This window comes from Dellaglioa sp. CoH-57-MRSF-19, assembly GCF_056781975.1.
Map to the genome: position 1 here is coordinate 40332 of NZ_JBXAXW010000004.1, position 16053 is coordinate 56384.

Consider the following 16053-nt stretch of genomic DNA (forward strand, 5'->3'; position numbering starts at 1 on the left):
AATTGAGATATATAGGCTTTTTCTATGGTCGGCTATTCTCCATTCCAATCATTGGATCAATTGAACCATCCATAATATTGTCGTTAGTTAAAATAAATTTTTCAATTAAAGTTGGAACAGGCGGAGCTATTTTAATAGATTTTTTAGCTAGTTGGCTCTCTTTAATCGAATCATCAACTTTTTTAATATCACCATCAAAAATCTGTTCAATTCGTAATAATAACGTTGTTTTTCTATTGGCTGATTCATTCTCAACACATTCTTCAAATGATTTTTCTTCGCCAAGCAAAATCAATAACTGGCTAGCACGGGTAATTGCGGTATACAGTAAATTACGTTTAAGCATTCGCTTATACTGCGAAACCATTGGCAAAATAACCATTTTAAACTCACTACCTTGAGACTTATGAATAGATGTGCAATATGCCAAAGTTATTTTTTGCCATTCATTTCGCCTGTAAGTCACTTCTGTTTGATCAAAAGCAATAACTAGTTCGTCTACCTTATCTTCGCTATCTTTGGCCAATGTAATTCCTACAATCTTACCTATATCTCCATTAAAAACATTATTTTCAGGACTATTAACAAGATGTAACACCTTGTCACCAATTCTAAATTTTTGATCTCTAAAAAGTACTTCTTTTTGTCTACTATTTTCAAGTGGATTCATAATATTTTGTAACATTTCATTTAAACGATTAATTCCCGCCGCACCTCGATACATTGGTGCCAGAACTTGAATATCACTTGAAGTGAACCCTTTATTCTTAGCTCGTTCAACAACCTGTTTAATAATTGATTCAACTTGAAATTCACGACTCGCGAAAAATGAACGATCCTTTTGATTCTGTGTAAAATCAGCAGGTAATTCACCTTTTTTTATTGAATGTGCGAGTGAAATTATTGATGACCCATCACCTTGACGATAGATATCCGTTAATTCTTTTCGCTCAAGATAGTCACTTTTCAATAAATCATAAAATGTTTGCCCAGGACCAACAGAAGGCAATTGATCTTTATCACCTACAAAAATGACTTTCATATCTGTAGGTATTGCATTCATTAATGTATTCAATAAATACGTATCAACCATCGACATTTCATCGATAATTAATAAGCCACCTTCTAAATCTTTCGTTTCAACATCATTATTCGATTCTCTTCCAGTTAGTCCTAAGAGTCTATGGATTGTACTGGCAGGTAATCCAGTCGTTTCAGTCATTCTTTTTGCTGCTCGCCCAGTAGGTGCAGCTAAAAGAATAGGAAATGTTTGTCCTTCTCCATAACTACTAAGATCGAGCGAAAAGTCATTTAATTCCGCAAATAACTCCACGATACCATTAATAACGGTTGTTTTACCCGTTCCTGGGCCACCTGTTAATAAAAATATCTGTGAATTCATAGCCGCCCTAATGGCATTAATCTGTGACTCACCATAATTCATATCAAGTTTTTTTTCAATCTTACGAATTGCTTTATCAATATCTTTTTCTGCTAACTTACCTTTTTCTTGCCCCGATGAAAGTAATCTTTTTAAATGTTCAGCAATTTGGTATTCTGCATGATACAGATTTTTTAAATAAATACGCTGTTCATCACCGACAACGAGTCCTGATTTAGCTAAATTAATGAGTTCTTTTGAGATTGCCTCAGGGTTTATTCTGACTCTTCGACTACTCTCTAATAATCGTAAAGATGCTTCCAACAACGGCTCTGCAGTCGCATAGGTATCGCCATCTTGTTGACATAAATCATTGATACTTTGCAAAATACCTGCTTGTATTCGACCTGAAGAATCAGCTGCAAATCCTAATTCTCCAGCAATTTGATCTGCCTTTTTAAAGCCAATATTTTCAATATCATTTACTAGTTGATATGGATTTTCTTGAATAATTTCAAGGGTTTTTTCTTTATAAGTTTGATAAATAGTTGCGGCTAATTGACTACCAAATCCAAAACCATTTAATCCAATAATAATTTGTTCCATCCCATTATTTACTCGAACAGTCTCTAATATTGTTGTTTTCTGCTTGTTTGATAATTCTAATGAATCAAGTACAGTATCATCTGCTAATATTTTATCAATTGTTTTCGTTCCTAACTTTTCAACAATTGATTCCGCAGTCTTTTTCCCAATCCCTTTAAATTCTGAGCCAGATAGATAGGTAATAAGCCCCATTTTTGAAGTAGGTGTTTCATTTTGATAATTACTCGTTTGAAATTGTTTCCCATATTTGGGATGCTCAACTTGTTGACCATAGAAGCGGTACGTAGATTCCTCTTTAATGTCAGCAAAATTACCAGTAACAACAACCTCATCTTCAGGCCATTCCAAATTACTTTCAATACTGTGAATTAGAATCACTTTATAAAAACTATCTTGGCTTTGAAAAAATATGGTTGCAACCTTACCAACCAAGTAAGCTTGTGTTTCATCACTTTGAGGATCATCATTAAATAAATTTAGTTTCTGAACAACCATTATTTCACATCCTCTTTATTTATCACGTAATTTTATAAACGATTCTATTTCACTTAATCTTTGTTTTTGTGCCTCAAAATAGGCCTGATTGGCTATTTTTGAACGATCAAAATAAGTATTGAATTCAATTCCTAAAACCATATTAGCTAAGCCTCGTTGAAAATTAGCCTTTGCATTATTTTCATCTATTTTAAGAACTAAGTCATAATATTTACCAGCATTTTCAAACTGACCCAATGCTAAGAAAATATCGCCAATTAATTCGTTGGCGTCCATATTTTTAGGATTTATTTCTTGAGCCGTAATCGCAAATACTAATGCTTGTTGATACAGCTCTTGAGCCATATATGATTGTGCTAACATTAAAAAAGCTGTTTCTTTCAACTTTTGATTAGTTACTTTTTGAAATGATTGAATTGCTTCAGAATACAGTTCTGCCTCGTAAAACACGTTACCAAGACCATATTGTAATAAATCAACTTGTTCATTTTTCTCATCAAAATATCCAATAGCTTTTTTATACAGTTCTTCCGCCTGAGGGTAGTCTTTTACTTTTGTTAAATAACTACCTAATTCATAATAAGCCGTTTGATTATTAGGTTCTTTTTCAACCTTTTCAACTAATTGATGAATAATATGTTTTGATTCTGCTTCTTTTTCTTCTCTCTTACCCATTATTACTCCTTAAACGACATCACTTTCATCGCGTATTCTATCCAAATAACTAGTATCATTCCATTTAACTAATTTAAATTCGGTTCCATTTTGTGTTTCCAAAATAGTCGTACTAGTATTCGATAAGCCACCTTGTTTACGGAAGTCTTTCAGCGGTACTCCTAATAAATCGTGAATCAAGGCACCAAGCGCCGCACCATGACTAACAATGATAATATTTGCATCTATTTTATTTTGGTCAACAATTTTTTTAATTGTTGGAACCATCCGCTTTAATAAAGCTTGAAATGTTTCGCCATTAATATTTTTAGGATCATATTTATCGGGATGATTACGGAAGGCATCGAGTTCCTCAGGATACTGAACAGCCACATCTGTAAACTTCATGCCTTCCATTTTCCCTAAATGAAATTCTTCTAAGTTATCATTCAAAATAACATCCAAATTTTGGTTTAGGCCTGTATTAATTAAATTTGCTGTGTCCTTTGCACGCTTAATAGGACTTGAATAAATAGCATCAAATTTTATTGATTTAAGTGCTTTGATTAATTGTTGTATTTCTATGTAACTTTGTTCAAGTAAGGGTGAATCTCCATTCGCACCTTGGTATCGTCCCTCAAGATTCCATTCTGTTTTGCCATGTCGAATAAAATATATATTAGTCATCAGTCAATAAGACCCCTTCGTTTTTTCATCTCTATTATATTATGCCACAAATATAAAAAGGCACAAACAAAATATTTGTTTGTGCCTTAACTATTATAAATTCAATTTAAACATATTGTAATTGTTTTGATCCCTCAGTTGACTTTTTAAATGCAGCGTCAATGATACCACTACCTAAGCATTCTGCGCCATCGTAAAAGACAACAGCCTGTCCAGGTGTAATAGCACGTACTGGTGCATCAAATTCAACTGTAGCTTCTGTACGGTCATCATTTAAATGAACCGTCACACCAACATCAGTTTGACGGTATCTAAACTTAGCAGTGATATGGAAATCATTGCCAAAGCGATCGATTGGTGCCATAAAACTTAACTCTGATGCTTCAAGATAATCGGCATAAAGTAAATCATTATGGTAACCTTGTCCAACAATCAATGTATTTGTTGCTAAATCTTTACCTACAACGAACCAAGGATCGTTACCTTCACCCGTACCACCAATACCAAGACCTTTACGTTGACCAATTGTATAATTCATAAGACCATAATGCTCGCCCATTTTTACACCGTCAACAGTCATCATATTACCCGTTTGTGCTGGTAAATATTCACCAAGGAACTTTGTAAAGTTTCTTTCGCCGATAAAACAAATACCTGTTGAATCTTTTTTCTTAGCAGTTGAAAGTCCAGCTTCTTCAGCAATTCTTCTAACTTCTGGTTTTTCAATGTTTCCAATTGGGAACATAACTTTTTGAATTTGTTTTTGTGATAATTGACTCAAGAAATAAGTCTGATCTTTGTTACTATCATCCCCACGTAACATATGCATAATACCGTCAGCATCTTGCTCAACTTGTGCATAATGTCCCATTGCGATGTAATCAGCATCAAGTTCCATAGCATAATCGAAAAATGCTTTAAACTTAATTTCTTTATTACACATCACATCTGGATTTGGTGTCCGACCCTTTTTATATTCATCCAAGAAATATGTGAATACGCGATCCCAATATTCTTTTTCAAAATTAACGGAATAATAAGGAATTCCAATTTTGTTTGCTACTTTAGCAACATCTTTGTAATCTTCTGTTGCAGTACAAACACCCATTTCGTCCGTATCGTCCCAGTTTTTCATGAAGACACCAACTACATCATAACCTTGTTGCTTTAATAAATAAGCAACAACTGATGAATCGACGCCACCACTCATCCCAACAACGACACGAGTTTTACTATTATCTGGCATACTATCACCATCATTTCAATTAGATTCTGAAAAAATCTACGATTTGAAGGTCGCACTATTTCAGTAAGTACTATTATACCAATAATATATACTAATACAACCCTAGTGTGTCATAATTTACTTTACTTAGTTTATACGATCATCAAATCCACTTATTTTAATAGATTCTATTCGTGATACCACTTGATTGGTACCATTAAGCATAGGCCCTTTAATAATACTTTCGCCTTTTTGTAAATTAGATAAAAGATATTGATATTGTTGATTACTGTCTTTATCTAAAGATAGCGTGTTCGCAATAAGTTTAACTTGGTCTTCCAATGGTAAAAAATTAACTTGCTCAGATGCATTATAGACACTACTGATATCACCCTTAATAGCTGATATAGATTGAGTTGCAAAAATTCCTGACCAACCGAATTTTCTTCCTTCTTTTAAAATTTTAACAGTTGGAGAGTTATCTTTAAAATTTAAATTTTGTATTTCATCAAGTACCACTGGAATTGGATTTTCTTCTGTATTTCCAATACTTTGAAGATAATTAAACAAATCCCAAAGTACAAATTCAGTAATAACTTTTTGTATATCATGTTGAAATCCTTTTAATTGAAAAATATGAATAGTTCCATCTTTATTTAAATATGACTCCCAGTTTTTGGAATCTTTAGTATAAGTGAAAGGATTTGAACTCAATAACATATCTAGTCTACCTACTATTTTTAACCCATCCTTGAATTCATCTTCGTCACTTAATATATTTTTTAAATGTAAAAAGGTAAATGATTTACCGTTTCTTGCATAACCATCACTTATTGCAGTTTTCAATGAATACCTTTGCTGAGTGCCTAACTCAAAAACGTTATCTAACATTTGAGATACTCGGTCTGCCATATCATTTACATCTTCAGTAATAAAGGTTCCACCACCATAATCTATTTCTTGAAGATTAAATGGATTTATAGGTAATTTATCCCCCGCTTTAACTAAGTGAAATTGAATTTTATTATCATGTCTCATTTTGCTAACAAAATTTTTATCCAATTGATTTTCCAAAAATCCATCAGTATAATCAACTACCAAACTATTAATATTTTTATTAGCCAACTCATACAGTAATGTTTGAACAAAGTAAGTCTTCCCCTGCCCAGACTTACCCGTAATAATCATGTGCCTATTTGAAAGCCCTGGATTTCCATACTCCCAATAAGCTTCATCAACACTACCTTTTTTAACGCCTAATTTAATTCTAGTTTTTTCAGAAAATGTATTTTCAGGATATTCTATTTCAAAATCAGAAAGTTCATTTATATTCGAATATTGACTTTGACTTTCATTTATACTATTTATAGATTTAATTTCGTTGTTATCTTCAAAATTTTTTTTATCCTTATTTTCACAATATTCATAAGCTGACTCTGTATCTAATTCTTTGTTTATAATAATATTTTTTCCTTTATCAGTATCGATAGTTTCTTGATAACTATCATCATGCAAAATATTTTTTAAAAGGCTTTCTTCCGGAAATCCCAATTTTCCACTTTTAATTTCTGAGATGATTTCATTTAATCCCTTACTTGCATAAATGTATGCGTCACCCTCAGGAAGTTTAATTTCAGTTATATTCTTACCGCCTAATTCCTTTCTAAGAATTCTCCGACTATCATTTCTATCACCAAATGAAACAATGAAAGCCTTGCCATAATATTCGTTTAATTCATTTGAAATTATAAAATCATTATTCAATAACTTATCATCATTATCTTGAATTTTTTTATATAGTTCTGCATTTATTAACTTGTTATTAAACATTTTTTTTAGATTAGCTAAATATATTGTCATAAAAAAATTACGGTAATATTCGGATTTAAATTTATTTTCATCCCTCAGCGCCTCATTTATTGTTTCTGCCGTATTAACCGCCTGCAACGTTGCCTTAGATATAACATCCGAATGGTTCTGTCCAACTTTAACTTCGACAGGAAACAAATGAATTTTTAAATTTTCTCCTACTTCAACACCCATGAATAACAGATCATCACTTGTAGCTCCTGTCATTCCTAGATTTTTTGCTGTAAATAATCCTTCTTTTTGGCTCATGCCAACCATTCCAGAAACTCTTAATATCTCTTCTAGCGATATGGGCACCCAAATAATATTCTCAGTTTCTAAAATACCCATTAATTCTTTATACGCCGAAATAATACTTAACTTTTCCCTCACTATATTGTGATTCGTTTTATCTCCGATAATTTTTAGAAGCCATTCTCCATTAATAATGTTAAATGATTTAATAATATTTAAACTTGTTTCTTTATTTTTAATTATAGTTTTGTCATATCTTTCTATCTTATCATTGATAATTAAACTATATTGTTCAATTTGGTTTGTAAAAGTTATTGACTCATAATTTGAAGTGTTACTTTGATCTGTATAATGAATAATATATAAATCATTACGTTCCGAAAAATAATCCAAACTGATATCTGGATCCAATAACGTTACCCAATTACTATTTTCCATAATATTCGTTAATATATCATCAAAATGACCATCTTCACTTTCAAAACTTGGAATGTTATTTACATTCGTAATTCCTGCTTGATAAACATTTGTTTCCGCATTGTTGGCTACACTAAATGCATTCCAATCATACATAAATTTGATCAATGGCCGATGTAAATATTTTGAATCCATATTTACACCGAATCCTTGTATAAACATTTTTTTATCAAGACTATATTTTTTACCACTTATTAGACCGCCTAAAGTATAATTCATTTCCAGCTTATCTGATTTAAAACTATTGGCATTACTCTCGACATCCATCTTATAAAATGAAACATGACTATATGGTTGTCTAACAAAATTATGATAAATATTAATCCGCGATTTTAATACTTTAATTACGTCTTCATTAGCATAATCATTAATTTTATCTCCCATAAATTTTTCAGAAAATAAATTTTCAAAATCAGCTGCCGTTATAATTTGATTAAATTGGTCATATATTGGATTAAGAATTTTTTTATCGTTATTTATATATAAATTAACAGGATGCATATTTTCTAATTTAAACCCTTGTTTAGTATTTTGAAGCTGTTTTAACATAAAATCAATCGTACTCTTTAATATTGTTTTATCATCGTTAATATTATGCATTGAAGCATTTAATGCATAATCAGAACTTACTTCAAAAAGATAATGAAAATGCTTATAAAAATCTAACATTCTAGAAGTAATAATATTTCTAGAAATCGCTGATATTTTTGATTTTTTAAATTCATTAAAGAATAACCATCTAGGCGAACTATCATCAAAATTTGATTTTAATAGTCCCCCATTTTTTGATATATATGGAACTAATCCACTTGGATTTAACGTTCGAATAAAATTTTCAGGTATAGATTGAAATTCTGTCCTTTTTAATAACTCTAGTTGATATTTAATCAATACTGGATGTAAAGGTGTATAAGCTATTTCCCCATCGATTTCTACTGTACCCATTTTATATAAATCTTTTAATTCCAATGTAAGTCTTTCTTCGGAGATTTGATTAATTACTTCATCAAAATCATCACAATATTTATTAAGAGCTTTCAATAATTCTTGATCAAAATAACTTAAACTTAAAATAGTATTTCTTTCTTTTAATAGCTTACAAATAAGAATATAGTCTATTCTTATTTGTTCAGGTATCTGAACTTCAATACTAGTGACAATTGAATCATCTATTTTTGCATACAATATTTGTTGTTTAATAATATCTACTTCATAATTCAACAACTTCTTATTTTCACTAAAGACATAATATTTTTCTGTACCATTAATTATTTTAGCCCCATCAAAAATTAAACTTTCATTAGCCTTACGCCTATTTTTTTCTATAAACAAACCACTTCTGGGAACCGGCTTCTGACTATTATCTAAAATTGAAAATGGTATTTCAATGCCTTCATTAACTAGCTTAAATTCATTCTCACTTTCATCTGAATCAATATTTTCAAAATTAATATTTACACCCACTTCATCTGAAATAGGAATTACATTATATTTAATCTGATCATAATCAACCTCATCAATAAAATCTGTACCACCAATTATATAATTTTTTTCGTATTCTAACTGAATCTCCATCTTAGATTTAGTTATTTTTACACGATAACTCGATAATATATTATTAAATATGTCTTGAGAAAATGGTAAATAAATTATTTGAAATGTATATTTCTGTGCCTTTGAATGTTCATATGAGGTCTTAATTCCATATATATCCATCACATTGAAGTCGTTTACAATAATTTTTAAATTATTACCATCTGCAGTAAATTCAGCAGATTTCCCATCAATTATATGGCTCTTACTTTTATTAATTCTTGATGCCTTCACAGAATCATCAAAAGGAAGTTTTATTATCAATTGATTATTTTCATGATTAATATTATTTTTAAATATTAAAATAAATCTGTTTTTGTACTTAACAGAATTTTTATTTTCACCATTTTCTCTACTTCGGTCATATATAATTAAATCAGGATTAACTTTATTTATTTTATCTGATTGATAAATAATTGTATCTTTTCTTAATTCTTTTAATTTTTCTTTTCCTCTTTTTATTTTTGAAAAATCGACATCCATCCAAATATCCTTTTCTTTCAACATACTCATTGATTCTAAATCTGCTTGCGTGTAGTTAACTATTTTATCTTCAACAGTATTATATTCTTGCCAACCACCAATCTTTTGAAAATCTTGCTTATTTTCTCTTAATCTTTTTTTAATATTATCAGCATCATACGTTTGTATTTGTGTATCATAAAAATAACCCATATTTTTATAGTCATCCGGAGTAATCTCTGATTTTTCTAAAATTGAAAAAATACTGGCAAAATCTAATAATGTTAAGTTCATTGAATCTTCCAAAATTATATTCTTTTTAAACTCTTCTAATACTACTTGGTTAGCGTCCGATAACCCGGACTTTTCTATTTCACTTTTTAAATCGTGTTTAATTTTATCAACAGAAAAAGGCCCATTTCCGTGACTAACATTCATGGCTCCACCCGATATACTGTCAAGAATTTCAGTACACACGATAAAAAGTGCCGTATTTCTCCATATGTCAGATTGTAAACTAACCCTATTTCTAAGTGTTACTAAAAAATCTGAGTTCATTTTATCTGTTGCTGCAACAAATAATATGTTAACACCATTTATATTTACCACTTTACCATGGAACTGCACGTCCTTTTGATCAATTACAAAATCTTCAGTAGAAATAATATCATTCATTTCAAATGCATTATAGAATCTAACAACTTCATTATTTTGATCTAAATTCAAATAATACCTGCTACCAGCACTAATATTTTGGGTTTTAAACCATTTAAATAACCGTTCGATTAAAAATTTATAATATTGGTTTGACATATTGTGCATCCCCGCTATCGCTTAATTTTTCAAGAATATTCATTTTTTCATATGTTTCTACTAATTTTCTTTTAGAAATATTATCTAATGAAATTCCTCTATTACTCATTTCGGTAATAACATCTTTAACAAGCATTTTTTCTGAACCAACTATACCCGCTGTAATCACCAATACAGTATCATCAGTCATGTTTAAAACATTTCCAAGTCTACCACGTCTTTTTACAAAATATTTTACTGCTATTGCTTCAAAAGATTTAGAAAATCTAGATTTAGTTTCGTCGGATAAATTTTTTGTTAATTTTAATTTTAAAAGTTTTATATTATCCTTTATATTATTTTCAGATGACATGCTTATATCATCCTCCAAAAACTCATTTAAAAATTCACTTAAATTATTTCTAAGTTCTATTGAATATTCAAAATTTATATCTGTTAACTGAAATAAACTATAAAATTTTTCACTAGGAACTAATAAATTTAAATAATCTAATAAATCAACGTTAACTAACAAATCAGTTGCGTTTTCTTTAACTTGAGCATAACCTCTATCATTTGTTGGTCTTGAACCTGATATTTTTTCCGTATCAAGTGCAAAAAAAATATTTTTTTTATTAAACTCATCGAAGGTTCCAATATTCATTATTATTTGACTAATTATGAAAAAATAATAGTAGCTAAAAAATGTATCAATATTTTTCATAAAAAATGTTGTATTTTTCATAAAATTGTTCAAATCATGATTAAAATAATCTAAGAATATACTTTGGTCACCAATTGAAACAAATTTTTCTTTTTTTATATTATTATTAGTTAGTTCATGTAAATTTTCTATAATAATTTTTTCATAAAGATTGTGCTCATCTTTTTTATTTATAAATTCAATCCACATATTATTTTTCTCTAGCTCAAGTGTATAATTTAAAAATGCTGCAATCTTTAATTCTCCACTTGAACTTTTTTTTTCGTTCGACTTTTTATACGCCAGCAACTTGGGAATATAAATTTCATCAAGTGCCGAATTAGAAAATAATTTTAAAAATTTATCTTTATTACCTATTTTAGATAAATCAAAATCATCACTTATATCCTTATCAAAGGATTTAGTATCCTTTGATATCTCACCTTTGTTAATGCTAATCCTTGCTAAATTACCTATAATTGGTGCAAATCCATTTTCAAATTTTGCTCTCTCTGGCTCACGGGTCATAAACGGTAATAATTGTCCTGATTTATGATGATTATTTTTTATCTTTCCTTTATCCATTTCCAAATGTTTTTTTAAATTTTCTAATTCAATAGACATTATATTTTCACCTCTGATACTTCATAATCAATCCCATTATTCTCTATTTTATATAGATATCCATCATTTATATTACCAACAATAACAGTTTCATTGTTATTAGTATTCAGTAATATGTTAAATACAAAATTGTTAAAATTCATTGCCTCTGACCGTTCAATATTAGAAATAACATATCCATTATGAATTTTTGTCAATAGCACATAATCTTCAAAATCTATTTTAACAAAATATTCAGCTTCATTACTTGTATCTTTAAAACACATATTAATTTCAAACTTGTTAATTTCAAAATCTACATAGTTTAATCTTAATGGCACTGCAACTCTAGTTTTTAAACTCAAATTATTTATAAACGCGAATCCTTTTACAGTTTGACCGTTCCACCGTAATACATTGCTTTGTATCAATTTTGCCAACTCTTTAATTTGTCTTACATTTTTTGAAAGAATACTTAGAAAAGAAAAATAATTTTCATTATCAAATAACTCATTTTGATAATCTAATAAAAATTGAACTCTAAGAAATGTGTTAACTCGAATTTTATGTCTATCCGTATCTAATTTACCAACAGATTCTATAACTTTTTGAATTGCTCTTTCATTATCTTCAATTTTATCTTCAATTTTATCAACATACTCATCATCATAGTTGTATACCTCAACATTAAATTCATCAATTTTTTTATTTGAATTTCGTGATGGATCAAGAAAATAAATAGCTTTTAATATCTCAGACTTATTTTGGCTTTCAAATAATAAATAAGGTAAATATGATGTGTAATTACTTTTAATTTCCTTTGCTGGTATAATAATATCGTGAATAAAGTTCAATACATCTCGAGTGGAGATGATTATACCATTAGAAACTTGAATTCTTATCAATAAATATTTAATTGCTTCTTGGACTTTCTTATTTAAGAACAGCTCATAATTAATATGTTCAACTTTATCATAGCCATTTTCTAAATCATTTCTGTAAGCATTATAAAATGGATTATTTTCTTCTTTTAAACATATTTTTTTAAAAATTTGATCATAATATAAGCTGTTCACACCCGTCTCATCAATTTCAAAGTTTGCATTATTAAAAAATGAAATCACTGATACTTTTTTATCTTCTATATTTTCCTGATTATTTTTTTCTATATTACTCAATGCAATTGTAATTTCACTTAATGTCGAATCTGACTTTATTTTATGAAGTAATCTCTTAACTACCCCTAAATTAATAGCAATAATAACATGTTTATAACCTTCAATTTCATTCTTATTCTTTGTGAGAATATCCATTAACGAATCAATAGATGATAAATTAGGATTAATGCTTTCCGTTGCATCATTATGTATATATACTTTATTTTTTTTAAAAATATCAAAATATTGATTATTCATGTAAGATAATAGATGCGATTTTCCATCTCCTACATTTCCTACAATAAAAGTTAAAGAACTTTTTTCTCTCTGTATTTTATTAAGAATTATCTTCTCTAACCTATGTTGTATTTCTCGTTCTACGTGCATATATTCATTAAAAGCACTAAAATCACTTGCATCAATTACAGAATCTTTTGCTTCAAATGATAATTTTTTTAACATCTGTGCCAGAGCAGATTCTGTTATATTTTTATCTTTCTTAAATACATCAAAATATTGGTGTATTTCTTCTAACTTATTTATGTCATGAGTAATTGCAACTATTCTAAGTTTTTCAAAATCAATATCTGAAATTAACTTCTTACTTCTTAATTTCAATCCCAAACTATACAAATCATCTAACGAGAATTCTACCTTAGACCCTTCAAAAGATACTTCAAATTTTTTAATCAATATTTTATATAATGATTCTGCTTTCATCAAATATAAATCCATTATTTCATCTCCTATTGAATATAGTGAATACGCTTTATTATACCTTTTCAATCTAAAAACGTACATACAAAAACATCCTTATAATACTTCATAGTTAATATACCCTTATAAAATACTATTAATAATAATAAAAAAGGTATTGTCATTTTGACAATACCTTTTTCAAAACATCCCTATCAATTAATTGACCAATCACATAATCAAATTGTTCAGTTTCAGCTTTTTTATCTTCACCATGAAATATATTAACTGCTTTAAGTCCATTAGCAGTCGTCGTTGACATTTTAAATCCAGTTAATGACTTATCAACGATAACTTTAACTTTAATGCCCTTATTGAAAGGTGAATTAGGATCTAAAGATCTCTCCAATTGAAAATTACCTGCTTTAGTTTCTGCAAATCCTAAATCTCTTAACGTATATTTTTTTACATCAGAACTCAATTCATAAGTTACTGTATCTCCTAAAAGTTGAATACTTTTTTCAAATGCCATTATTAAATTCCCCCTATTTTTTCAATCTACCAACTATTCTAACTAATTGTACTATAAAAGTATCTATCTCTTCAGCTGTATTATCTTTTCCAAAACTCAATCGAATAGATTCTGTGACTCTCGGACTCTTTTCACCGTACATAGCCATTAATACATGTGAAGGTTCGAGATTACCAGCAGTACATGCAGAGCCACCAGAAACAGCAATACCTGCCAAATCTAACCGGGTCTGTAATACTTCAGTTTGAATACCTTTTATCCAAATATTAAAGACATGTTGTAAGTTATCATCTGAGAGTGTCCCATTAATTTCAAAATCAATATGGTTATCATCTAATCCCGCTATAATTTGCTTTTTGAAGCCTTGATACTTTAATTGTCGTACTTGTTTTTCATCATCTGAGATTAAAGAAACAGCTTTAGCAAAACCTGCAATTGCTGGTATGTTTTCTGTCCCTGCTCGTCTCTTGTCTTCTTGCTCCCCACCTTTAATAAAGGGAGGGAAAAATATAGATTCTCTTCTATAGAGAAAGCCTAAAAATTTAGGCCCATTCAATTTATGGGCTGATGTTGATAACATATCTATATGATCCTCATTAACATCTATATCCAGTAGTCCATAAGCTTGAACAGCATCCGTATGGAACCAAGCTTGATGATCCTTTAAAATCTCACCAACTTCATGAATTGGCATATGACTTCCCGTCTCATTGTTACCCATCATGATTGAAACAAGAATTGTATCATCTCTTAAAGCCTCTTTAAAATCGACTATATTGATAACACCATCTTCATTAACTGGTAAATAAGTAACTTCAAATCCAATTGATTCTAAATATTTCATTGTTTTTAAAATAGCCTGGTGCTCTACTGCTGTTGTGATTAAATGCTTACCTAATGTTTTTCTCTGAATAGCTGTTTGCATAATAGCCATATTATCACTCTCAGTACCACCACTTGTAAAGATGATTTCTGATTCTTTTGCATGAATACTATTTGCAATAATTTGTCGACTATCATCAAGCACCATTCGTGCTGAACGTCCAAATTGATGTGTACTTGAGGCATTCCCGAAGGTGCTCTTCATCATATCTGTCATCACTTCAACGACTTCATTTGCCATTGGTGTGGTTGCTGCGTTATCTAAGTATATTCCTGACATTAATTTAGTTTATCTCCTTTTAATTTAGCTTAATAATGATAGAATCATTCGTGCTGATTTTTGACCAGCTTCAATAATAAAATCATCAAATGTTTGTCCAGCTTCTTCATCGCCAACATCTGACATCGCTCTAACAATAGTGAATGGAATACCAAATTGGTGTGCTGCCTGACCAACTGCGGCACTTTCCATTTCACTACAAAGAGCATCAGGAAAATGATTAAGTATGACATCTGTCTGAGCTTGACTTGCTATAAATTGATCACCAGATACAATTAGTCCTGGTTTTATACTTAAATCATTTTCTTGAGCCGCTTTTTTAATTGCATCGTTTAAATTTGTATCTGCCAAGTATTTAGTTGGTTGTTGGGGTAATTGACCAATTTCATATCCAAAAGCTGTTGCATCAACATCATGATAGGCAACTTCTGTGGCTAAGACCACATCTCCAATTTTAAGTCCATTACCAATACCACCAGCTGAACCAGAATTAATAACGGCTGTTACTCCAAATTCTGCAATTAAAAGGGCTGTTGTCATCCCTGCTTGTACCTTACCAATACCAGATCTAACCAAAACAACTTCTTTTCCATTAATTTGGCCTGTATAAAATGAAATCCCGCCAATTTCTTTGTCTTTTCTATTCTCTAGATGACTTCTAAGCGAAAGAATTTCTTCCTCCATTGCACATAAAATACCGTAAATCATGTTGTTACCCTCCATTT

At 29.7% G+C, this 16053-nt stretch carries 10 protein-coding genes; all 10 read right to left on the bottom strand.

From position 1 onward, the window contains the following. Window positions 1-22: 22 nt before the first annotated feature. On the bottom strand, window positions 23-2482 hold the full coding sequence (gene recD2, locus AC1RO3_RS05340; RefSeq protein WP_481761698.1) for an SF1B family DNA helicase RecD2: 2460 nt from the start codon (window positions 2480-2482) through the stop codon (window positions 23-25). A 15-nt stretch (window positions 2483-2497) separates the two neighbouring features. Beyond that, window positions 2498-3157 carry a tetratricopeptide repeat protein gene (locus tag AC1RO3_RS05345; protein ID WP_481761697.1) on the bottom strand — a complete coding sequence of 220 codons (660 nt, stop codon included), beginning with the start codon at window positions 3155-3157 and terminating at the stop codon, window positions 2498-2500. Window positions 3158-3166: 9 nt separating this feature from the next. Beyond that, the gene (locus AC1RO3_RS05350) at window positions 3167-3823 is read right to left on the bottom strand and encodes a histidine phosphatase family protein (protein ID WP_481761696.1); all 657 of its coding nucleotides are present in this window, start codon (window positions 3821-3823) and stop codon (window positions 3167-3169) included. Between the two features lie 106 nt (window positions 3824-3929). Continuing rightward, entirely contained in the window at window positions 3930-5069 is a 1140-nt protein-coding gene (gene mnmA, locus AC1RO3_RS05355; protein WP_409022386.1) for a tRNA 2-thiouridine(34) synthase MnmA, read from the bottom strand. A 126-nt stretch (window positions 5070-5195) separates the two neighbouring features. Continuing rightward, window positions 5196-10496, bottom strand: a complete 5301-nt coding sequence (locus tag AC1RO3_RS05360) for a helicase HerA domain-containing protein (protein ID WP_481761695.1) — start codon at window positions 10494-10496, stop codon at window positions 5196-5198. Next, window positions 10477-11802 carry a DNA phosphorothioation-dependent restriction protein DptG gene (gene dptG / locus AC1RO3_RS05365; RefSeq protein WP_481761694.1) on the bottom strand — a complete coding sequence of 442 codons (1326 nt, stop codon included), beginning with the start codon at window positions 11800-11802 and terminating at the stop codon, window positions 10477-10479. The genes AC1RO3_RS05360 and dptG overlap by 20 nt, the downstream gene beginning before the upstream one ends. Next, window positions 11802-13673 carry a DNA phosphorothioation-dependent restriction protein DptF gene (gene dptF, locus AC1RO3_RS05370; RefSeq protein WP_481761693.1) on the bottom strand — a complete coding sequence of 624 codons (1872 nt, stop codon included), beginning with the start codon at window positions 13671-13673 and terminating at the stop codon, window positions 11802-11804. Before dptF ends, dptG begins: the two co-directional genes overlap by 1 nt. A gap of 142 nt (window positions 13674-13815) precedes the next feature. Further along, a complete protein-coding gene (locus AC1RO3_RS05375) occupies window positions 13816-14166 on the bottom strand; it encodes a DUF1831 domain-containing protein (protein WP_481761692.1) in 351 nt (116 codons plus the stop codon). Window positions 14167-14179: 13 nt separating this feature from the next. Continuing rightward, window positions 14180-15328 carry a cysteine desulfurase family protein gene (locus AC1RO3_RS05380; protein ID WP_481761691.1) on the bottom strand — a complete coding sequence of 383 codons (1149 nt, stop codon included), beginning with the start codon at window positions 15326-15328 and terminating at the stop codon, window positions 14180-14182. Between the two features lie 24 nt (window positions 15329-15352). Then, window positions 15353-16036: a 5'-methylthioadenosine/adenosylhomocysteine nucleosidase gene (locus AC1RO3_RS05385; protein WP_481761690.1), complete on the bottom strand. Its 684-nt coding sequence runs from the start codon at window positions 16034-16036 to the stop codon at window positions 15353-15355. Window positions 16037-16053: the final 17 nt, after the last annotated feature.

What these genes read in the sequence shown, in the direction of transcription:
- recD2 (WP_481761698.1), bottom strand. Translation starts at nt 2,482, where the DNA reads ATGGTTGTTCAGAAACTAAATTTATTTAATGATGATCCTCAAAGTGAT.
- AC1RO3_RS05345 (WP_481761697.1), bottom strand. Translation starts at nt 3,157, where the DNA reads ATGGGTAAGAGAGAAGAAAAAGAAGCAGAATCAAAACATATTATTCAT.
- AC1RO3_RS05350 (WP_481761696.1), bottom strand. Translation starts at nt 3,823, where the DNA reads ATGACTAATATATATTTTATTCGACATGGCAAAACAGAATGGAATCTT.
- mnmA (WP_409022386.1), bottom strand. Translation starts at nt 5,069, where the DNA reads ATGCCAGATAATAGTAAAACTCGTGTCGTTGTTGGGATGAGTGGTGGC.
- AC1RO3_RS05360 (WP_481761695.1), bottom strand. Translation starts at nt 10,496, where the DNA reads ATGTCAAACCAATATTATAAATTTTTAATCGAACGGTTATTTAAATGG.
- dptG (WP_481761694.1), bottom strand. Translation starts at nt 11,802, where the DNA reads ATGTCTATTGAATTAGAAAATTTAAAAAAACATTTGGAAATGGATAAA.
- dptF (WP_481761693.1), bottom strand. Translation starts at nt 13,673, where the DNA reads ATGGATTTATATTTGATGAAAGCAGAATCATTATATAAAATATTGATT.
- AC1RO3_RS05375 (WP_481761692.1), bottom strand. Translation starts at nt 14,166, where the DNA reads ATGGCATTTGAAAAAAGTATTCAACTTTTAGGAGATACAGTAACTTAT.
- AC1RO3_RS05380 (WP_481761691.1), bottom strand. Translation starts at nt 15,328, where the DNA reads ATGTCAGGAATATACTTAGATAACGCAGCAACCACACCAATGGCAAAT.
- AC1RO3_RS05385 (WP_481761690.1), bottom strand. Translation starts at nt 16,036, where the DNA reads ATGATTTACGGTATTTTATGTGCAATGGAGGAAGAAATTCTTTCGCTT.